This is a genomic window from Mesorhizobium sp. M0715, from assembly GCF_040320355.1.
Classification (GTDB): Bacteria; Pseudomonadota; Alphaproteobacteria; order Rhizobiales; family Rhizobiaceae; genus Mesorhizobium.
Genome location: NZ_JAMYPL010000026.1, coordinates 76,230 through 94,439 on the forward strand (window position 1 = coordinate 76,230; position 18,210 = coordinate 94,439).

Sequence of the window (18,210 nt, forward strand, 5' to 3'; positions counted from 1 at the left end):
CATGATGCACGAACCGATCGCCGCCGCGGCCACGCAAAGCTTTGCGCGGCAAGCGCAGGAGCGGGTCTTCCGCAGCCATGACGGGGCGGAGATCTTCTACCGATTCTGGCCTGCGGCTTCGGCCGATGCCAAAGGCGCGGTGGTGCTGTTCCATCGCGGCCACGAGCATGGCGGCCGCATGGCCCATCTCGTCGACGAATTGCGGATGCCGGACCACGCCTTCTATGCCTGGGATGCCCGCGGCAATGGCCGTTCGTCCGGCGAGCGCGGCTATGCCCCTTCCTTCTCGGCCCTGGTGCGCGACATCGACTGCTTCATGCGCGAGATTGCCGCCAGGGATGGCTTCGCCACTGGGGATATCGCGCTGATCGCGCAATCCTTCGGCGCTGTGCTTGCCGCCGCCTGGGTGCATGACTATGCGCCGAAGTTGCGCGCCATGGTGCTGGCCTCACCGGCCTTCTCGGTGAAACTCTACGTGCCCTTCGCCAAGGAAGGCATCGCACTCTGGCAGAAGATCAAGGGCCGCTTTTTCGTCAATTCCTACGTCAAGGCGAAATTCCTGACCCATGATCCCGTGCGCATCGCCTCCTTCGAGAGCGATCCGCTGATCACGCGGCCGATCGCTTCCAACATCCTGGTCGAACTCTACCAGCATGCCGCACGCATCGTCGCTGACGCCCGCGCCATCCGCGTGCCGACCCAGCTTCTGCTTTCGGGCAGCGACTGGGTGGTGCGCCACGGCCCGCAGCACGAGTTCTTCGTCAATCTCGGCAGCCGCGCCAAGGAACGCCATGTGCTGCCGGGCTTCTTTCACGACACGCTGGGCGAACGCGACCGGGCGCAGGCCCTCGAGCTGATCCGGCCGTTCCTGGCCAGGCAGTTCGCGGCACCGGACGCGCCGGTCGACCTGAAGCAGGCGGATATTGCGGGCTACACCCGCGACGAGGCCGACAGGCTTGCCTCGCCGCTCGATCTGTTGTCGCCCAAAGGTCTCTATTGGGCATTCAGCCGTGCCTCCATCCGCATGGGCGCCTGGGTCTCGCAGGGCATGAAGACCGGCATCGCCACCGGCTTCGATTCCGGCTCGACGCTGGATTACGTCTACGAGAACGACGCGCGGGGTCTTACACCTCTTGGCCGCGTCGTCGACCGCATTTTCCTGGAAGCCATCGGCTGGCGCGGCATCCGCCAGCGCAAGCTGCATCTCGAAGAGCTCATCGGCTCTTGCCTGGCGACGCTCAAGGCCGCTGGTCGGCCGGCGCACATTCTCGACATCGCCGCCGGCCATGGCCGCTATGTTCTCGATGCCATCGCGAAGAGCCCCGACCAGCCAGCGAGCGTTCGCCTGCAGGATTATTCCGACCTCAACGTGCAGCTTGGCCGCAAGCTGATCGCTGAGCGGCAATTGCCGGCTGATGTCTCGTTCCAGCGCGCCGATGCCTTCGATGCCGACATGCTCGCCAACGTCGATCCGGCCCCCGACCTCGCCATCGTTTCCGGCCTCTACGAGCTGTTCTCCGACAATGCGATGATCGCCCGCTCGCTTGGTGGTTTGGCCAGCGCCATGCAGCCGGGCAGCCTGCTGCTCTACACCAACCAGCCCTGGCATCCGCAGCTCGAGATGATCGCACGCAGCCTGACCTCGCATCGCGGCGGCGAGGCATGGGTCATGCGGCGTCGTACGCAAGGCGAGATGGACCAGCTCGTCGAAGCCGCCGGTTTCGAAAAGCTCGACCAGCGCATCGACCAATGGGGCATCTTCACCGTCTCGGTCGCGCGGCGCCGCTGAACAGCATGGTCTCATCGCCTGCACCCACCGCGCGCGCCGAGCCTTATGGACGGGTGGTCGTCAGGGCGGCGCTCTGGCTGGCCTTGCTGGCGCCGTTCTTCTATCTCAGCTACGGCTTCGCCAACTGGCTGGCCTCGCGGCGCGACGATGTCGGCAGCATCGTGTTCTCGTGGGAGCACGGCATCCCGTTCGTCGCCTGGACCATCGTGCCCTATTGGTCGATCAACCTGTTCTACGGCCTGTCGCTGCTGCTCAACAACGACAGGCAAGGGGTGGACCGCCTGGCCGGGCGTTATCTCACCGCGCAAATCGTCGCCGTTGCCTGCTTCATCCTGTTCCCGCTGACCGCGACATTCGTGCGACCGGCGACGACCGGCCTGCCCGGCTTCCTGTTTGCCGTGCTCGGCGGTTTCGACAAGCCGTTCAACCAGGCGCCCTCGCTGCACATCGCCCTTCTGGTGATCATCTGGGATCATTGGCGCCGTCGGCTCGGCGGTTTTCTCCTGGCGCTCTGGCACGGCTGGTGCTTCCTGATCGGCGCCTCGGTGCTGACGACCTGGCAGCATCATTTCATCGACATCCCGACCGGCGCGCTGCTCGGGCTCTTTGCGTTGTGGCTGTTTCCGCGCAGCGGCGCGTTGCCGTTTTCAGGCTTCCGGCTAACCAGCGATGTGCAAGCGCGGCGGCTGGCGCGGTTCTATGCGCTGGGCGCCGTGCTCGCGCTGGCGGGCGTCGCGCTCGGTGCATTCGTTTGCGCTGTCGCGCTGTTCCTGCTTTGGCCGGCGCTGGCGCTGGCCATCGTCGCCCTCGCCTATGCAGGGGCAGGCGAAAAAGTGTTCCAGAAATCCGTCGATGGCAGCATCACGCTCGCAAGCCGTGTCCTGCTCTTGCCTTACCGCCTCGGCGCCAGGGCAAACATATGGGCCTGGACGCGCAATCTCGCTCCTCAAGTGGCGATTGCCGACGGCGTCTTTCTCGGGCGCTTTCCCACTACACGCGAAGCCAACAGCTTCGGCACGGTCATCGACCTCGCCGCCGAACTCGAAAGACCGGCGGCAGCCGATTGCCGCTGGATCAGCTTTCCGATGATCGACCTGTTGCCGCCGCCCGTGTCGGTACAGCAACAGGCAGCCGGCGCGCTGGAAAGCGCGCGCCGGGATGGCACCGTGCTGGTGTGCTGCGCGCTCGGCTTCCAGCGCAGCGCCGGCGTCGTCGCCGAATGGCTGGTGGTGACCGGCAGGGCCAAAACGTCGACGCTCGCCCGCGAGATGCTCGCGGCCCTCGGCCGGCCGGTTCATCTTGCAGAGCCACGGATCCGGTAGCGTCATGACCGGCAATGCCTATCAGGACCGCACCGACCGCTTCGCCGGCATGCTGATGCGGCAGGCAGAGTGGCCGGCCGCAATCGTGGTGGCCGCGAATATCCTTGCGCCGCTGGCTGCCTCGACGCGCGGCGCTTTCGAAAACTTGCCCGCGGCCGTTGCTTTGTCGATCACCGCCGCGAGCGCGGTGGCGGTGCTGATGCTGTCGACACTGCTGGCGTTTGACGCGCTGCTGTTCCGGATCATGGCCAGCCATGATGACGAAGCTTCCGGCGGTGCCGCAGTGGACGACATGCTGGCGCGCATGCGCCTGAAAACGGCCCCGTCCGCGACACGTTCGCTTGATGACCGCATGGCCGGCACGCGTCGTCTGCTGCTCAAGCAGCGTGCCGCCCTGGCTCTGTTTGCCGCAGCACTTCTGGCGGCAGGGTTTTGGGCGCCGCGATGAACAGGCTTTCGCTCAAGACCTTCACCTTGCTGCAGACGGTAACCTCCGTCGGCCTGTCGGCGCTGGCCCGGATGGTAACCGGGGTGCGGCCGATCTGGAACGGCAGCCTGCCCTCCGACCGCCAGCGCATCTATTTCGCCAACCACACCAGCCATGGCGACTTCATCCTTTTGTCGGCCTGCCTCAGCGAAAGGGAGCGCGCGATCACCCATGCTGTTGCCGCAGGCGAATATTGGGGGAAGTCGCGGCTGCGCCGCTTCATCGCGCAGGACATGCTGTCGTCGGTGCTGATCAACCGGCAGTGGACGAGACCTGAGGAAAATCCGATCGAGATCATGCTGTCGGTTCTCGACCAGGGGCACTCGCTGATCCTGTTTCCCGAAGGCACACGCAACATGACCGAAGAGCCGCTGCTGGCATTCCGCTCCGGGCTCTACAATCTGTCGACGGCGCGGCCTGAGGTCGAGCTGATCCCGTGCTGGATCGAGAACATGTCGCGCGTGCTGCCCAAGGGCCAGTTCCTGCCGGTGCCGCTGCTGTGCCGCGTCGTCTTCGGCGCGCCGGTGGCGATCGGTCCGGGCGAAGAACGCCGCGCCTTCCTCGAACGCGCCCACGCCGCGCTTCTGGCGCTCAACCCGCGTCCCGAGCGAGACGATTGATGCGCCACGAAATCTCCATCCTGATCATCGGCCTGCTGGCGGTTTTGACCACCGCCAGCATCGTCGCCACCCTACTTTCGGCGCGAGCGCCGAAGCCGCTCAGTTCGACGCTGGTCAATCTCACCCAGCGCATCAACGCCTGGTGGGTGATGGTGGCGCTGATGACGGTCGCCTTCTTCTTCGGGCGTTACGGAATGACCATTCTGTTCGCTCTGATCTCCTTCGCCGCGCTGCGCGAATTCGTGACGCTGACGCACACCCGCCGCAGCGACCATTGGGTGCTGCTTGGCATGTTCGGCATCATCATCCCGTTTCAATACTGGCTGGTGTGGACCGCCTGGTACGGTCTCTTCGTCATCTTCATTCCGGTCTATTGCTTCCTGCTGATGCCGGCCATAACGGCGCTGCATGGCGACACCGAACGCTTCCTCGAGCGGATCGCCGCGCAGCAATGGGCGGTGATGATCTCGGTCTATTGCGTCAGCCATGTCCCTGCCCTGCTGACACTCGAGGTGCCGGGCTTCGAAGGCCGCACCCTGCTGCTGATCGCCTTCCTGATCATCGTCGTGCAAGGCAGCGACGTGCTGCAGTACATCTTCGGCAAGCTGTTTGGAAAACACCGTTTCTCGCCGAACGTCTCGCCGTCGAAAACCTGGGAAGGCCTGATCGGCGGACTGGTGTCGGCGAGCCTGCTCGGCGCGCTGTTGTCGTTCGTGACTCCGTTTTCGCCGCAGCAGGCGGCAGCCGTGGCCTTCGTCGCCTGCTCGATGGGATTCCTCGGCGGGCTGGTCGCCTCGGCCATCAAGCGCGACCAGGGCGTCAAGGACTGGGGTCATCTGATCGAAGGCCATGGCGGCATGATGGACCGCACCGACAGCCTGGTCTTCGCCGCCCCGGTGTTCTTCCACATCGTGCGCTATTTCTGGACCGTGTGATCCGGCGATCTGTTGCCGCGCTCAAAGCGGTTGCGGATGAGCATGGTGACGACCAGAAACCACGCTATTTAGCGCGTTTCCTGACATACAGTTCCAGCTTGTGGCGGACGATTTCGAAGCCAAGCTCCGACGCTATCTCGGCCTGCAGTTTCTCGATTTTGTCGGAACGGAACTCGATCACCTGACCGGTGTCGAGGTCGATGAGATGGTCGTGATGTTCACGGTCCGCGTTTTCGAACCGGGCGCGGCCCTCGTCGAAGGCATGACGCTGGATGGCGCCTTTCTCCTCCAGGAGCCGCAACGTCCGGTAGACGGTCGACAAGGAAATGCTGCCGTCGATCTGGTGGGCACGAGAATACAATTCGTTCGCGTCCGGATGGTCGTGCGCATCCGCCAGCAGCCGCAAGATCACCTTGCGTTGTTCGGTCATCCGGACACCGGCGGCTTTCAAATTGCTCCGGAATCGCTCGAAAAGGTCGTTGTCCGCTTTCATCCGTCATACTTAGCCGCGTTGCCACGCGACTGCAATTAGCTACTTGCAAATCAGTTGCAACTGCAATATCAGATGCAAATCACTTGCATTAGCATGACGTGAGCAGCGCATGGGCGACGATCAACTCCAGTCGAAAGGCATCCGATGACTGTTTCTGCTTCCCCAACCCGCAGGACGATGCTGCGGGCGCTTGGCGGCCTTGTGGCCATCGGTTTTGCGACGATGGCGAGCCTCGTTCCGGTCATGGCACAGGAGACTCAGCCTTCGGCAGGGAAGGTTCTGCGCGTCGTGACGACGTTCACGATCATCCAGGATATCGCGCAAAACGTGGCCGGGACCGCGGCAATCGTAGAGTCGGTGACCAAGCCCGGCGCTGAAATCCACGATTATCAGCCGACGCCGCTCGACGTGGTGAGGGCGCAATCGGCCGACCTCGTGCTCTGGAACGGCATGAACCTCGAACGCTGGTTCGAGAAATTCTTCGACAACGTGAAGAACGTGCCGAGTGCCGTCGTCACGGAGGGCATAGAGCCGATGGGGATCAAGGAGGGACCTTACGAAGGCAAGCCCAATCCGCATGCGTGGATGTCGCCGAAGAACGCCCTCATCTATGTCGAGAACATCCGCAAGGCGCTGTCCAAGGCGGATCCGGCAAACGCCCCGGTCTATGCCGCCAATGCCGCCGCCTATTCGGAAAAGATCAAGGCAATCGACGAGCCCATGCGCAAGCGCCTGTCGGCGATCCCAACGGACCAACGCTGGCTGGTTACAAGCGAAGGCGCTTTCAGCTACCTGGCACGCGACTTCGACCTGCGCGAAGCCTATCTGTGGCCGATCAACGCCGACCAGCAAGGCACCCCGCAACAGGCGCGCAAGCTGATCGACCTGGTGCGCGAGAACAAGATTCCGGTGGTGTTCAGCGAAAGCACCATTTCCGACAAGGCGGCCAAGCAAGTCGCGCGCGAAACCGGAGCCACCTATGGAGGCGTTCTCTACGTCGATTCGCTGAGCGAGGAAGACGGCCTGGTTCCGACCTATCTGAAGCTTCTCGAAACCACCGTCGAGACGATCGTCCAGGGGTTCGGCGGGTGACCGGGGTTCGCACCGCGCTCGCTCCGGACAGCAGCCATGATCGAACATCGACCGGTAGCGGCCGGGTCGTTGCCTCCATCGACGTGGACGACGTCACCGTCAGCTATTCAAGCGGGGTCACGGCCGTACACTCCGCCTCTTTCAGGCTCGGCGCCTCCACCATCTGCGCGCTGGTCGGCGTCAACGGCTCCGGCAAATCGACGCTGTTCAAGGCGCTGATGGGCTTCCTGACGCCGTCGACCGGAACAGTGCTTATCGCCGGATTGCCCGTCCACGCAGCGCTGAAGCGCGGCCTAGTCGCGTATGTGCCGCAGAGCGAGGATGTCGACTGGAACTTTCCGGTGCTGGTGGAAGATGTCGTCATGATGGGCCGCTACGGCCACATGAATTTTCTGCGTATCCCAGGCAGAGCCGATCGCATGGCGGTCGACGCGGCACTGGAACGGGTCGGCATGACCGATTTTCGCAAGCGCCAGATCGGCGAACTGAGCGGCGGCCAGAAGAAGCGTGTGTTCCTGGCGCGCGCTCTGGCGCAGGGCGGCGAAATCATCCTGCTCGACGAGCCGTTCACCGGCGTCGACGTTCAGACCGAAGCAGCGATCATCGATCTCCTTCGGTCGATGCGCGACGACGGCAAGCTGATGTTGGTGTCGACGCACAATCTCGCAGCATAGTCAATTTCTGCGACCATGTCGTCATCTTCAACAAGACGGTGCTGGCCTTCGGACCAACAGAGACAACGTTTACGCAAGCCAATGTTGCGAAAGCTTTTGGCGGCGTGCTGAGGCATCTGCGCCTCGGCGGCGCCGATCTTCATGACGACCCCGACGCTCGCCACCTGACCGTGCTGACCGATGACGAGCGTCCTCTGGTGCTTTACGGCGAGCGGGATCAAGAGAAGATGATGAAGCCCGACAGCGGATCGCCAGCCCCGTGATCGACATCCTGCTGGAACCCTTCACCTACAACTACATGGCCAAGGCCATCTGGGTCAGCGCCCTGGTCGGCATGGTCTGCGCGTTCCTGTCCTGCTATCTCATACTAAAGGGCTGGGCCCTGATGGGCGACGCGCTTGCCCACTCGGTGGTGCCGGGCGTTGCGGCCGCCTACATGCTGGCCCTTCCCTATGCCGCCGGCGCATTCGCCTCCGGCCTCATCGCCGCACTCGGCATCACCTTGGTGCGGCGCGTGACGCAACTTCGCGAGGACGCCGTGATCGGCCTTGTCTTTACAACGCTGTTCGCTGGCGGGCTGCTGATTGCGTCGATCAGTCCGACCTCCGTAAACATCCAGTCCATCGTACTCGGCAACATCCTCGCAATCTCCGACGAGGATGTAACCCAGGTCATCCTCATCGCAGCGGTTTCGCTGGCTGTACTGGGGCTTCGATGGAAGGATATGATGCTGGTGTTCTTCGACGAGAACCATGCGCGCGGCGTCGGCCTGAATCCGTGGCGGCTGCGGGTCCTGTTCTTCGTGCTGCTCAGCGCCTGCATCGTCGCCGCGCTCCAGACCGTCGGCGCGATCCTCGTGATCGCGATGGTGGTAACGCCTGGCGCCACCGCCTACCTGCTTACCGATCGGTTCGGCGTCATGATCCTGCTCGCGATGGCGATCGGCGCGGCGACGAGCGCGGTTGGCGCCTATCTCAGCTTCTTTCTCGATGGCGCGACTGGCGGACTGATCGTGGTGCTGCAGACCGTGGTCTTTCTGACTGCCTTCGTCTTCGCACCCAAACATGGGCGGCTCGCCGCACGCCGGGCGGCACGTGCCGCATCGCAGGTCGCGTCATGATGACGATCTGGTCCTGGATCGCCGAACCGCTCAGTCACGAATTCATGCGTCGCGGTCTCGCCGTCGCCGTTCTGGTCGGCGCCATTTGCGCAGTGTTGTCCTGCTATCTCGTCCTGAAGGGCTGGTCGCTGATGGGCGACGCCGTTTCGCATGCCGTGCTTCCGGGTATCGTGCTCGCCTATATCGCCGGGATCCCGCTTGCCTTCGGCGCCTTCGTGGCAGGACTTGGCTGCGCGCTGGCGACGGGCTACCTCAAGCAGCACAGCCGGATCAAGGAGGACGCAGTCATGGGCATCGTCTTCTCAGGCATGTTCGCGTTTGGCCTGGTGCTGTTCGTCAAAGTCGAGACCGACCAGCATCTCAATCATATCCTGTTCGGCAACATGCTCGGCGTCCAGTGGCGCGACGTGATCGAGGCGGCGGTCATCGTCGTGCCGGCGATCCTCATCGTTCTGGCAAAACGCAAGGATCTGCTGCTTTATTGTTTCGATCCGGCCCATGCGCGCGCGATCGGCCTGCCCGTCAACCTGCTGCATTTCGGGCTGCTGACGCTGCTCGCGTTGACCATCGTGGCCTCGCTGAAGGCTGTCGGGATCATCCTTGTCATCGCCATGCTGATCGCGCCGGGAGCGATCGGCTTTCTTTTGACGAAGAGCTTTGAGCGCATGCTCGCCATTGCCGCCGCGGCCGCCATCGGGTCGAGCGTCGTGGGAACGATCCTCAGCTATCACATCGACGCAGCCACCGGCCCGACGATCGTCGTCGTTCAGGCCGGCGTTTTTTTGCTTGCCCTGTTCCAGTCGAAGCGCCCAAAGCAACGGGTGCAACTGGGCATTTCGGGAGAGTAATCGCGGCCCTGACCCAGGCCGCACTCAAAGCCGGTTGCGGATCAGCATGGTGACGACGAAGAACGCGCCGACCGAGCTGGTGATGATGCCGATCGGCAGTTCCTGCGGCGGCAGCAGCGTTCGGGCCAGAAGGTCGCTGGCCAGCAAAAGCACCGCGCCAAACACGGCACAGCTGGCAACCAGGCGCAGGTGCAAGGGGCCCGCCAGCGGCCGTGACAGATGCGGGATCATCAGCCCGACGAAGCCGATGACGCCAGCGACCGAGACAAGGATAGCCGTCGAGAAGGCGGCGACGAGAAAGGTCATCCGGCGCATGCGCGCCACCGGCACGCCAAGGCTTTCGGCGGCATTTTCACCGGCCAGGAAAGCATCGAGCCGGCGGTGGTTCCACAGCGCGTAAGCCAGAATGGTCCCCGCACCCAGTGCGCCGAGCCAGATGTTGTCCCAGCGCGCCAGGCCAAGGCCGCCCATGGTCCAGAACAGCACGGAGTGGGCGGCGCGCTGATCGCCGGCAAAGACAAGATAGTTGGTCAAGGCGGTGAACATGAAGGACACGGCAAGGCCGGCAAGGATCAGCCGCTCCGGGCCTTGCCCCCTCACCCGCGCCACCAGCAGCAGGACGACGCCGGCAGCCAATATGCCGCCGGTGAAGGCCGCGACCGGCAATGTCCAGATGCCGAAACTGTCGCCGAAGACGGTGATAACGGAAACCGCACCCGCGGCGGCGCCCGACGACAGGCCGAACAGGAACGGGTCGGCAAGGTCGTTGCGGGTCACCGTCTGCAGCAGCGCACCGACGACGCCGAGACCGACGCCGACGCAGATGGCCAGGATCGTGCGCGGCAGCCGCAGGTCGACGACGATCTTGCCGACCGGTCCTGCCACGTCGTGCCCGCTGAAGCCGATTACACGACCAAGCGCGGCAACAACATCGGTCAGCGGGATCAGTGTCGAACCATAGGCGATCGACAGCAGAGCGAGAGCGGCGATCGCCGCCGCGCCCGCCAGCATGGCCAGTGCAAATGCCGGATGGCGCAAGCCTGGAAATGCGTCGCGTCTGTCAGGACGCGTGCGACGCACTTCCAGGATCTCTTGTTCATGCATGTCGTTGCCCCAAAACCGCTGCGCACTTTTGGGCGACAGGCATCAAAACGCTTCCGGATGCATGGCCTTGGCGATCTTGTCGATCGCTTCGATGTTGGCCGGGCCGGGAGTAAGTTCGGCATAGCGCAGCGCGACGAAGCGCTCGTTCTTGACCGCGTCGGTCTCCTTCATGGCCGGATGCGCCTTCAGGAAATCGAGCAGTTTCCTGTAGCCACCGCCATCCTGGTAATCGAGCAGGATGAGGAATTGCGGATTGCGCGACGCCACCGTTTCCCAGTCCGTATTGCCCCAACTGGTGTCCATGTCGGCCATAATGTTGTCGCCGCCGGCGGCTGATATCATGGCGCTGGGGATGGCGAATTTGCCTGCGGTGAACGGCTTGTCCTCGCCGGAATCATAGAGGAAGACCCGCGTTCCCTTGGCGTCGCCGACCTTGGCGGTGATGTCGGCGAGCCGCGTCTTCCAGCCGGAGACAAGCTTCTCAGCTTCGGCCTCCTTGCCGAAGATCGTGCCCAGCTTTTCGACGTCGCCATAGAGCAGGTCCATCGAGGCGGCGGGGCGGCTCTTGTCGAGATGGACGCAGCTTTCCGTCAGCACCAGCGTCTTGATGCCGTGCGGAGCAAGCGTGTCGGGCGTCACTTCACCACCCGGCTTCATGCCATAATACCAGCCGGCGAAGAAAAAATCGGGCTCGACCGCGACGAGGTTTTCGAGCGTCGGATATTTCGGCGCCAGTTCCGGGATCGAACCCTGCTCGGCCTTGAACTCAGGACCCACCTTGTACCATCCGGTGATGCCGGTCAGGCCGACGATCGACGGCTGCAGTTTCAGCGCGAAAGCCATCTCGGCCATGTTGAGATCCTGGATGACGGCGCGCTTCGGCGGCGCATCGAAGGTCAGCGGCTTGCCGCAGCTGTCGACAGTTACCGGGAAGGCCAGGGCTGTCGAGGCCAGCAGCGAGAAGGCAAGCGAAAAAGCAAGGCGTTTCAAGGGTTTGCTCCTGTGGACGGGATGATCGATATGGGACGGCTTCAATCAGGATGGCGGCGCGGCACGGTTCGGAACATCGAACACCGTCAGTTCGCGGTCTTCGGTCGGATGGCGCAGACGCAGCACATCGATGCCGAAAATTTCGCGAATCAGCTTTTGGGTCAGCGCTTCGCGCGGTGCGGCGAGCGCTTGCAGACGGGCATGGTTCATCACCGCCACCCTGGTGGCGAACGGTGCCACCAGCGCCAGATCGTGCAGCACCGCGATCACCGTCATCTCGAAGCCTGCCACGAGGTCGAGCAGTTCGCCGCGGGCGCGCGGGTCGAGATGGTTGGTCGGCTCGTCGAGGAACAGGATCTTTGGCTGCTGGGCGATGGCGCGGGCCAGTTGGGCGCGCTGGCGCTCGCCGCCCGACAGCGAGCCGATGGTGCGGCCAAGCAGCGGCAGCAGGCCGGTCCGGCGCAGCGCATCGACGACAATGTCACGCTCCTCGCTCCTGCGCCGTAGCCGAGCGTGCGGGACCCGGCCCAGCTCGACATAGTCGATCACCGCCAGCCGCGGATCGGGCTGGTCGGTCTGGCCGACCACGGCGATATGCAGTGCCCGCTCGGCGGCGGAAATCCTGTCCAGCCGGCGCCCGCCGAGGTTCACCTCGCCGGAACTTGGCCGCAGCATGCCCGACAGCATGCGCAGCAGCGTCGTCTTGCCGGCGCCGTTGGGACCGATGATGGCTAGGCGATCGCCAGCGGCCACCGAGAAGCTGACCGCCTGGACCAGATCCCGCCCGTTCGCCATGGCGCAGAGGTCACGGGCTTCGAGAAGCGCTACGGGCATCGGCTGCCCGCCAGATTGCCGGGATGGCAAAGCGTGCTCACGATGATGCGATGATCGATAGAGCCGTCCAACTTTCCGTCACTTTCCAAAACTGGCGACGGAAGGAAGCTGGCGAAGCGGCCGACAAGACCGGGATTCGCGTTTCCTCCCGGCACACCCCGTCCGGTCAACTCAGTGATGGCAGGTCTCCTGGCTCGCGGGTCGTTGCGCCATCCTGCCTTCCCAGCCTTGCCGGCCAGTGGCATTCACGGATTTTGCTCGCCGCTTACAGTTGCGGGGGCAGCCACGGCCTCGACCCCTGGGGATCTCACCGTGTTCCCTTTTCACCCCTCGCCTTTCGACTCGGGGACCATCACCGCTTCAGCGTAGATTTCCCCCAATCGCTTCGCAATGGATTTCTCGGACGGAGTGGTGGGCCGGCTAGGGGAAACATGCATTTCCCGCTCTCGATATGTAATAACATTACGCATTTAGAGGATGCCGCCTGGCGCTGTCAAGTGAAGCCTGCCGAATTTGGCTCGTCGGCGGCAAGGGGCGCTCCAACGCTGCGCCATATCGGTGCGACTGTGACGGGATCGGTGCGATTGCGCGGGATGCGCAATTTCGATCAAACTGGCCGCGCCAGGAAACGGCAGGATGATCTGGCCAATGCGAGGAGCAAAATGAACTCGACCGAGAAAGCGCTGTGGTTCGTCGAAAGTCATCTGCCGGAGGCTGTTACACTCGACGATGTCGCGCAAAGCAGCGGGGTGTCGCGTTTTCATGTGACGCGGGCTTTCGGGGCCGCCACCGGCCGGTCGGTGATGGGCTACATGCGCTCACGCCGGCTGACCGAGGCGGCGCGCAAGCTGGCCGGCGGGGCGCCCGACATCCTCAGCGTCGCGCTCGACGCCGGCTACAACTCGCATGAGGCGTTCACCCGGGCCTTCCGCGATCAGTTCGGCACCACGCCGGAACTGGTGCGCGCGCAAGGCACACTCGACAAGCTCGACCTCGTGGAGCCGATCCTGATGGACCAGTCCTTCCTCACCAATCTCGAACCACCGCGTTTCGAGACCAGCCGGCCGTTCCTGATCGCCGGCCTCGGCGAACGCTACAGCTGCGAAACCAGCGCCGCCATTCCGATGCAATGGCAGCGCTTCGGCCCCTATATCGGCAACATTCCGGGCGAGACCGGCGATGTCGCCTATGGCGTCTGCGTCAACGGCGACGATGCCGGCAATTTCGACTACATCGCCGGCGTCGAAGTGTCTGATTTTTCCGACCTGCCGAGGGAATTCAGCCGGGTGCGGGTGCCGGCGCAGAAATATGCGGTCTTTGCCCACCGCGAACACATCTCGACCATCCGCCGCACGGTCAATACGATCTGGAACAAATGGCTGCCGGCTTCCGGCCACGAGATATCGGATGCGCCGGAATTCGAACGCTACGGCCCTGAGTTCGACCCACGCAGCGGCAATGGCGGGCTGGAGATCTGGATACCGGTGAAGGCGTAGTCGGTCAGGCCATCGGCAGCGCCGGCCAGCGATCGACTATCCCGCCGCCGGAAAACACAGCGATCGACCCGAACTGCTGCAGCACGGCTTCGCTCTGCGTCGGCCTTAGAAACGCGTAGTCGCCGGGTTTTGCGGTCGCGTCGGCGGGCAAGCCCATGAATTGCTGGTTGGAGGACAGGCCGAGCAGCCCGTTCGCCTTCATGCCTTCGGGGAAGACGGGCTCGGCCATCCACTTGCCGCCATAGAGATAGCAGCCCTTGCGCGGGAAGCGGCCGAGCGCCTGCAGCAGGCGGGTGACGGCCGGCGGGCCAGGCAGCATCGGCTCGACCATTTTCAGGATCGGCGTGGCGATGAAGGCCGCCGGCTGGAAGCCGTCGAGTCCTGGCGTATCGAAGTCGCTGGGCAGCACGAAGGCGGAGCCCATCGAGACCTCGTTGGCCATGCCGCCATGATGAAGCAGCGCGGTCTTGCTACCGCCGATGTTCAGGATACGGCGCTGGTCGGCGCCGAGACAGGCGACGAACGCCGAGGCCTGCGCCGACGCCTTGGCCAATGCCTTTGCCGGTCCGCCGAAAAGGCCGGGAATGAGCGGCGCATGCGCCTCGTAGGCCATGACGCCTTCGCAATGCAGCCGGGCCGGCAACGCGCTCAACGCCTTCGACAAGGCCTCAGGATTGGCGAACCCGCCGCGATGCAGCCCGACATCGATCTCGAAAGCGATGCGCAGGCCGATGCCGAGTTCGCCAGCGAGGGCGCCATATTCCGCCAGTCTCTCCTCGCTGTCGATCAGCCAGCAGACACGCGACCAGTCGACCGCGCCCCTCGAAAGCACAGCCCTTGCCGCATCGACAGGCATCGGCTTGCCATACAGCAGATCGGCATCCGGAAACGCCTTCAGCACCGCCTCGCTGATCGGCGGATGGAAGGTCATGACATGATTGGTGCCGAGCGCCTTGCCGATATGCGCAAGCAGCGGCAGGCAGGCGAGCGATTTGTCGACCAACCGCACAGCAAGGCCGGGGTCGAGCCTGTCTTTCACCAGGGCAATGTTGCTGTCCAGCCGGTCGCGATCGAGCAGCAGGCAGGGCTGGAAGATGCCGGCTTCCTTCAGCGCATCCGACAGGGTGGAAAAATAGGTGCTCATCATTCGATGCCGAACAGGCCGGCCATGTAGGGTGAGACAAAGCGGTTTTGCGGATCGATGTCGCGGCGCACCGCCATGGCGTCGTCCCAGCGCGGGTAGAGCTTTTTCAGCTCCGCGGCCTTGAGGCTGTGCATCTTGCCCCAATGCGGCCTGCCGCCATATCTGCGGAAGATAGGTTCGGCCGCCCGCATGAATGGCAGCGGATCGTTCGCCGCGTCATGGTGGATGGCGATCGAGCAGGTCGGCCTCCTGTAGAATGGCGACAGCCAGAATTCGTCGGGCGCAACGGTGCGCACCTCCATCGGGAAATAGACCTCGGGAAAACGCTTCTCGGTCAGCTCGATGATCTCGGCCAGCGCCTTCGGCCCTTCCTCGAACGGCAAATGATATTCCATCTCGTTGAACTTGGTCTGCCGGTCGCTGGCATAGACGTTGAGCCAGTCCTGCACGTAGTCCTCGGCCGGCAATTTGGCGATGGCGCCCAGGATCAGACGGCCACGCAGCGATGGCAGCCAGGCAAGTGAAGTGCGCAGCCTGCGCAGTGTCCTCAAACCCGACTCGTCCTCTTCCGGCGGCCGTGCGGTGGGTGCGGCGCCGCTGAGATCGCTGGCGATGAACTGCGCGTAGCCGGAAAACGGAATGTAGTAGAATTCGGCCGAGCGATGCGCGGCCATCATCGTCTCGAACTCCCGCAGCATCTCAGTGATCGGCAGCACCCATTTGCGGCGCCGCAGCCGGTAGGTCGCGATGTTGTTCAGCGTCACTTCGGTGAGCACGCCGAAAGCGCCGAGTGCGACGCCGATGGCATGGATCATGTCCTGATCCCCTGCCCGCTTGAAGTCGCGAACCTTGCCAAGCCCGTCGACGATCCGCACTGTCTCCAGCTGCGTGTGATAGGCGCCGAGCGTCGGTCCCGAGCCGTGCGTGGCGGTGCCCAGCGCGCCGCCGATCGCCTGGCGGTCGATATCGCCCATGTTGGGCAGGCCCTGGCCGATGCCTTGCAGGATGCCCATCAGCGCGCCGAGCCGGGTTCCTGCCCGCACCCGCGCCTGATGTTTTTGCGCATCGTGCGAGACCAGCCCTTCCAGCCTCTCCAGGGACAGGATCGTGCCCCGCGATTTCACCAGCGGCGTGAAGGAATGACCGGCGCCGGCGACGCGCACCGGGCCAGGCGCGGTCCGGACGAGATCACCGAGCTCACCGGCATCGCCGGGGCTGGCGATCAGCTTGGGCTCGGCACTTACAAAGCCCGACCAGTTGCTCCAAATGTTTGACATCCCACCTCCCCGCTCAGGCAACCGCACGACGGCGACGTGACACAAGGACGAACAGACCGAGCAGCGCCACGCTGGCCACCGCGCTGGCGGCGGCGAATTCCGGCACCGGCCGGAAATCCTTGCCATCGATGAGCAGCGACGCCGCGATCGGTCCGATCGCCAGGCCGAAAAGCTGGGCCGCCGGCACCAGCAGCACAGCGGTCCGCGTCTCGTCGGCGGTGATCGCCAGACGTATCTGGTAGGGCACGATGAACAGCAGGATAAAGCCCATAGCCAAGGCAGCGACCCAGAACGTCGTCAGGCCAGGGCTACTGGCAAGAACCAGGGAGCTGACAAGCGCGACGACGCCGATCGCCGCGATGGCAAGGCGATAGTCGATGCGTGCTTCGAACGCCGTCGCCGTCATCGCCCCCAGGACCTGTACGGCGAGGCTGGCCGAGACGATCAGGCCGACGGTGCGGGCATCGATGCCATACTGTGCGCCAAGCGGTTCCAGAAAGGCCCAGACCGCGCCGAAGAACATGAAATAGCAGAAGACCGACAGCAGCGCGGTGAGTGAAGGAACCGTCAGCACATTGGCCAAATTCTCCTCCTTGGGCAGGTCGGCATAGTCACCGGGAACAGTGAAGGCGACCGCCAGAGACGCGATGCAGACGACGGCAAGAACGATGAAGCCCCCTGCCGACCCTGCGGCCGGGATTACATAGAGCGCCAGCAACAGGGCGAGCGCGCATTGCGCCAGCGTCTGCATGGTGACGAAATAGCCGCCGATGCGCTCGGCGCGCCGCGAGCGGGCGATCAGTTCGGTGGCGATGGCGACCAGACCGCCCTCGGCGAGCCCGGCCAGGGCGCGGGCCGCAATCAGCGTGCCGGCGCTCGCGGCATAGGCCGTCCACACATTGGCCAGCGCCAGCAGCAGCAGAAGGACGGCACTTTTCCAGCGCATGTGGTGCGCCGAAAGCAGCATCGCCACGACAGCCGAACCGATGGCAATGGCGATCATCTCGGCGGTGGCGACCAGCGCCAGTTCGTCGCCGCTGACATGACCCTCAGTGTAAAGGGCGCCGAGCAACACGGGCTGCAGCCCGAGGATGAGCAGGCCCACCGAACCGATCCACAGGGCCGAGGCAAGCTGCCAGCCGGTCGGATTGCCGACCAGCCAGTCGCCACTGCCTGCATGGCCGGTGTCTGTCGAAGCCAAAGGCGCCTCCCAACGTCCTTGCCGTGCGGCAAAAAAGCTGACAACCTGTCAGTATTTCAGAAACTGATACTTGATCATATTTCTTGTCAACCGGAATTTGAAAACTGTGCGAAAGATCGGTGCATGACCGAATTGAAAAGAATGGCGACCGAGCCGAGGCGCAGGCCCAAGCAGGAACGCAGCCGCGAGCGCATCGACGCGATCCTGTCGACGACCATGCGGCTGATCGGGGAAAAGGGTATCGACGCCGTCACCATGAAGGAGGTCGGCATGCTGGCGGGCGGGCCGATCGCCACCGTCTACCACTATTTTCCCAACAAATCGGCGATCCTGGCGATGCTCTATGAACGGTTTTCAGAGGTCAGCCGGGCACGGCTGACGACGATCATCGCCGAAATCCACGAGGCGAAGGATGTGATCGTGGCCGCTGACCGGCTGCTCGATGATTATCTCAACCGTGTCGCCGGCGATCCGGCCATCCAGGATCTGCAGAACGCCATCCAGGCCGACAAGGCGCTCAAGAACCTCGACATCGCGGAAACCCGGTACCAAGCCAAAATGTTCTGCGACCACGTCATCGCCTTGCTCAAGCCCGAGAGGCGCGAGCAGTTCGAACGCATGGTTCTGCTGATCTTCCAGCTCGCCGGCGGCGTGGTGCGCCTGGCGCTCGCCGAGGGCGAACCGGAAAGCCGCCAGACCATCGAGGATTACCGGTCTATCATTCACACCCAGCTGCGGCTGTTTTTGTAGCCGTGGCGATCGTCAGCAAGCTGCCGCGAATGAG

At 63.8% G+C, this 18,210-nt stretch carries 17 protein-coding genes, 1 pseudogene and 1 riboswitch; of the genes and pseudogenes, 11 read left to right on the plus strand and 7 right to left on the minus strand.

Features of this window, described 5'->3' with window-relative positions:
- Nucleotides 1–4 precede the first annotated feature (4 nt).
- Genes NKI21_RS26135 through NKI21_RS26155 form a run of 5 tightly spaced genes read left to right on the plus strand, consistent with a single transcriptional unit; the run spans nucleotide 5 to nucleotide 5,153 of the window.
- Nucleotides 5–1,789: a bifunctional alpha/beta hydrolase/class I SAM-dependent methyltransferase gene (locus NKI21_RS26135; RefSeq protein WP_502896774.1), complete on the plus strand. Its 1,785-nt coding sequence runs from the start codon at nucleotides 5–7 to the stop codon at nucleotides 1,787–1,789.
- Between the two features lie 5 nt (nucleotides 1,790–1,794).
- On the plus strand, nucleotides 1,795–3,111 hold the full coding sequence (locus NKI21_RS26140; RefSeq protein WP_352442477.1) for a phosphatase PAP2/dual specificity phosphatase family protein: 1,317 nt from the start codon (nucleotides 1,795–1,797) through the stop codon (nucleotides 3,109–3,111).
- A gap of 4 nt (nucleotides 3,112–3,115) precedes the next feature.
- A complete protein-coding gene (locus NKI21_RS26145) occupies nucleotides 3,116–3,559 on the plus strand; it encodes a hypothetical protein (protein ID WP_352442478.1) in 444 nt (147 codons plus the stop codon).
- A complete protein-coding gene (locus NKI21_RS26150) occupies nucleotides 3,556–4,218 on the plus strand; it encodes a lysophospholipid acyltransferase family protein (RefSeq protein ID WP_127289051.1) in 663 nt (220 codons plus the stop codon). Before NKI21_RS26145 ends, NKI21_RS26150 begins: the two co-directional genes overlap by 4 nt.
- Complete coding sequence (locus NKI21_RS26155; RefSeq protein ID WP_352442479.1) at nucleotides 4,218–5,153, plus strand: phosphatidate cytidylyltransferase; 936 nt, start codon at nucleotides 4,218–4,220, stop codon at nucleotides 5,151–5,153. The genes NKI21_RS26150 and NKI21_RS26155 overlap by 1 nt, the downstream gene beginning before the upstream one ends.
- A gap of 64 nt (nucleotides 5,154–5,217) precedes the next feature.
- On the opposite strand, the gene NKI21_RS26160 is transcribed toward NKI21_RS26155, so the two are convergent.
- Entirely contained in the window at nucleotides 5,218–5,646 is a 429-nt protein-coding gene (locus tag NKI21_RS26160) for a Fur family transcriptional regulator (protein ID WP_023813521.1), read from the minus strand.
- A 177-nt stretch (nucleotides 5,647–5,823) separates the two neighbouring features.
- Between NKI21_RS26160 and NKI21_RS26165 the strand changes: the two genes are divergently transcribed.
- The 4 genes and pseudogenes from NKI21_RS26165 (at nucleotide 5,824) to NKI21_RS26180 (ending at nucleotide 9,380) form a co-directional block, all read left to right on the plus strand.
- Nucleotides 5,824–6,738 carry a metal ABC transporter substrate-binding protein gene (locus NKI21_RS26165; RefSeq protein WP_502896775.1) on the plus strand — a complete coding sequence of 305 codons (915 nt, stop codon included), beginning with the start codon at nucleotides 5,824–5,826 and terminating at the stop codon, nucleotides 6,736–6,738.
- A gap of 77 nt (nucleotides 6,739–6,815) precedes the next feature.
- Nucleotides 6,816–7,675: pseudogene (locus NKI21_RS26170) on the plus strand (manganese/iron ABC transporter ATP-binding protein).
- Nucleotides 7,672–8,532 carry a metal ABC transporter permease gene (locus NKI21_RS26175; protein WP_127267054.1) on the plus strand — a complete coding sequence of 287 codons (861 nt, stop codon included), beginning with the start codon at nucleotides 7,672–7,674 and terminating at the stop codon, nucleotides 8,530–8,532. The pseudogene NKI21_RS26170 and the gene NKI21_RS26175 overlap by 4 nt, the downstream one beginning before the upstream one ends.
- Nucleotides 8,532–9,380 carry a metal ABC transporter permease gene (locus tag NKI21_RS26180; protein WP_502895153.1) on the plus strand — a complete coding sequence of 283 codons (849 nt, stop codon included), beginning with the start codon at nucleotides 8,532–8,534 and terminating at the stop codon, nucleotides 9,378–9,380. The genes NKI21_RS26175 and NKI21_RS26180 overlap by 1 nt, the downstream gene beginning before the upstream one ends.
- A gap of 24 nt (nucleotides 9,381–9,404) precedes the next feature.
- Here NKI21_RS26180 and NKI21_RS26185 read toward each other — a convergent pair whose 3' ends face one another.
- From NKI21_RS26185 to NKI21_RS26195, 3 genes are all read right to left on the minus strand, one after another.
- Nucleotides 9,405–10,391 (minus strand): FecCD family ABC transporter permease, encoded by a 987-nt coding sequence (locus NKI21_RS26185; protein WP_352799043.1) that lies wholly within the window; start codon nucleotides 10,389–10,391, stop codon nucleotides 9,405–9,407.
- 135 nt (nucleotides 10,392–10,526) lie between these two features.
- The gene (locus NKI21_RS26190) at nucleotides 10,527–11,474 is read right to left on the minus strand and encodes an ABC transporter substrate-binding protein (protein WP_352442480.1); all 948 of its coding nucleotides are present in this window, start codon (nucleotides 11,472–11,474) and stop codon (nucleotides 10,527–10,529) included.
- Nucleotides 11,475–11,519: 45 nt separating this feature from the next.
- Entirely contained in the window at nucleotides 11,520–12,308 is a 789-nt protein-coding gene (locus NKI21_RS26195; protein ID WP_352442481.1) for an ABC transporter ATP-binding protein, read from the minus strand.
- Nucleotides 12,309–12,470: 162 nt separating this feature from the next.
- A riboswitch (cobalamin riboswitch) is annotated at nucleotides 12,471–12,677 on the minus strand.
- A gap of 293 nt (nucleotides 12,678–12,970) precedes the next feature.
- Between NKI21_RS26195 and NKI21_RS26200 the strand changes: the two genes are divergently transcribed.
- Nucleotides 12,971–13,804: an AraC family transcriptional regulator gene (locus NKI21_RS26200; protein ID WP_352868069.1), complete on the plus strand. Its 834-nt coding sequence runs from the start codon at nucleotides 12,971–12,973 to the stop codon at nucleotides 13,802–13,804.
- A 4-nt stretch (nucleotides 13,805–13,808) separates the two neighbouring features.
- Here NKI21_RS26200 and NKI21_RS26205 read toward each other — a convergent pair whose 3' ends face one another.
- Genes NKI21_RS26205 through NKI21_RS26215 form a run of 3 tightly spaced genes read right to left on the minus strand, consistent with a single transcriptional unit; the run spans nucleotide 13,809 to nucleotide 17,426 of the window.
- The gene (locus NKI21_RS26205) at nucleotides 13,809–14,948 is read right to left on the minus strand and encodes a DSD1 family PLP-dependent enzyme (protein ID WP_023813512.1); all 1,140 of its coding nucleotides are present in this window, start codon (nucleotides 14,946–14,948) and stop codon (nucleotides 13,809–13,811) included.
- Entirely contained in the window at nucleotides 14,948–16,225 is a 1,278-nt protein-coding gene (locus NKI21_RS26210) for a D-arabinono-1,4-lactone oxidase (RefSeq protein ID WP_023813511.1), read from the minus strand. Before NKI21_RS26210 ends, NKI21_RS26205 begins: the two co-directional genes overlap by 1 nt.
- Nucleotides 16,226–16,238: 13 nt before the next feature.
- The gene (locus NKI21_RS26215) at nucleotides 16,239–17,426 is read right to left on the minus strand and encodes an MFS transporter (RefSeq protein ID WP_023813510.1); all 1,188 of its coding nucleotides are present in this window, start codon (nucleotides 17,424–17,426) and stop codon (nucleotides 16,239–16,241) included.
- Nucleotides 17,427–17,549: 123 nt separating this feature from the next.
- Between NKI21_RS26215 and NKI21_RS26220 the strand changes: the two genes are divergently transcribed.
- Nucleotides 17,550–18,176 (plus strand): TetR/AcrR family transcriptional regulator, encoded by a 627-nt coding sequence (locus NKI21_RS26220; RefSeq protein ID WP_023813509.1) that lies wholly within the window; start codon nucleotides 17,550–17,552, stop codon nucleotides 18,174–18,176.
- Nucleotides 18,177–18,210 lie beyond the last annotated feature (34 nt).

What these genes read in the sequence shown, in the direction of transcription:
- NKI21_RS26135 (WP_502896774.1), top strand. Translation starts at nt 5, where the DNA reads ATGCACGAACCGATCGCCGCCGCGGCCACGCAAAGCTTTGCGCGGCAA.
- NKI21_RS26150 (WP_127289051.1), top strand. Translation starts at nt 3,556, where the DNA reads ATGAACAGGCTTTCGCTCAAGACCTTCACCTTGCTGCAGACGGTAACC.
- NKI21_RS26220 (WP_023813509.1), top strand. Translation starts at nt 17,550, where the DNA reads ATGACCGAATTGAAAAGAATGGCGACCGAGCCGAGGCGCAGGCCCAAG.
- NKI21_RS26185 (WP_352799043.1), bottom strand. Translation starts at nt 10,391, where the DNA reads ATGCTGGCGGGCGCGGCGGCGATCGCCGCTCTCGCTCTGCTGTCGATC.
- NKI21_RS26195 (WP_352442481.1), bottom strand. Translation starts at nt 12,308, where the DNA reads ATGCCCGTAGCGCTTCTCGAAGCCCGTGACCTCTGCGCCATGGCGAAC.
- NKI21_RS26210 (WP_023813511.1), bottom strand. Translation starts at nt 16,225, where the DNA reads ATGTCAAACATTTGGAGCAACTGGTCGGGCTTTGTAAGTGCCGAGCCC.
- NKI21_RS26180 (WP_502895153.1), top strand. Translation starts at nt 8,532, where the DNA reads ATGACGATCTGGTCCTGGATCGCCGAACCGCTCAGTCACGAATTCATG.
- NKI21_RS26160 (WP_023813521.1), bottom strand. Translation starts at nt 5,646, where the DNA reads ATGAAAGCGGACAACGACCTTTTCGAGCGATTCCGGAGCAATTTGAAA.
- NKI21_RS26165 (WP_502896775.1), top strand. Translation starts at nt 5,824, where the DNA reads ATGCTGCGGGCGCTTGGCGGCCTTGTGGCCATCGGTTTTGCGACGATG.
- NKI21_RS26145 (WP_352442478.1), top strand. Translation starts at nt 3,116, where the DNA reads ATGACCGGCAATGCCTATCAGGACCGCACCGACCGCTTCGCCGGCATG.
- NKI21_RS26200 (WP_352868069.1), top strand. Translation starts at nt 12,971, where the DNA reads ATGAACTCGACCGAGAAAGCGCTGTGGTTCGTCGAAAGTCATCTGCCG.
- NKI21_RS26205 (WP_023813512.1), bottom strand. Translation starts at nt 14,948, where the DNA reads ATGAGCACCTATTTTTCCACCCTGTCGGATGCGCTGAAGGAAGCCGGC.
- NKI21_RS26140 (WP_352442477.1), top strand. Translation starts at nt 1,795, where the DNA reads ATGGTCTCATCGCCTGCACCCACCGCGCGCGCCGAGCCTTATGGACGG.
- NKI21_RS26155 (WP_352442479.1), top strand. Translation starts at nt 4,218, where the DNA reads ATGCGCCACGAAATCTCCATCCTGATCATCGGCCTGCTGGCGGTTTTG.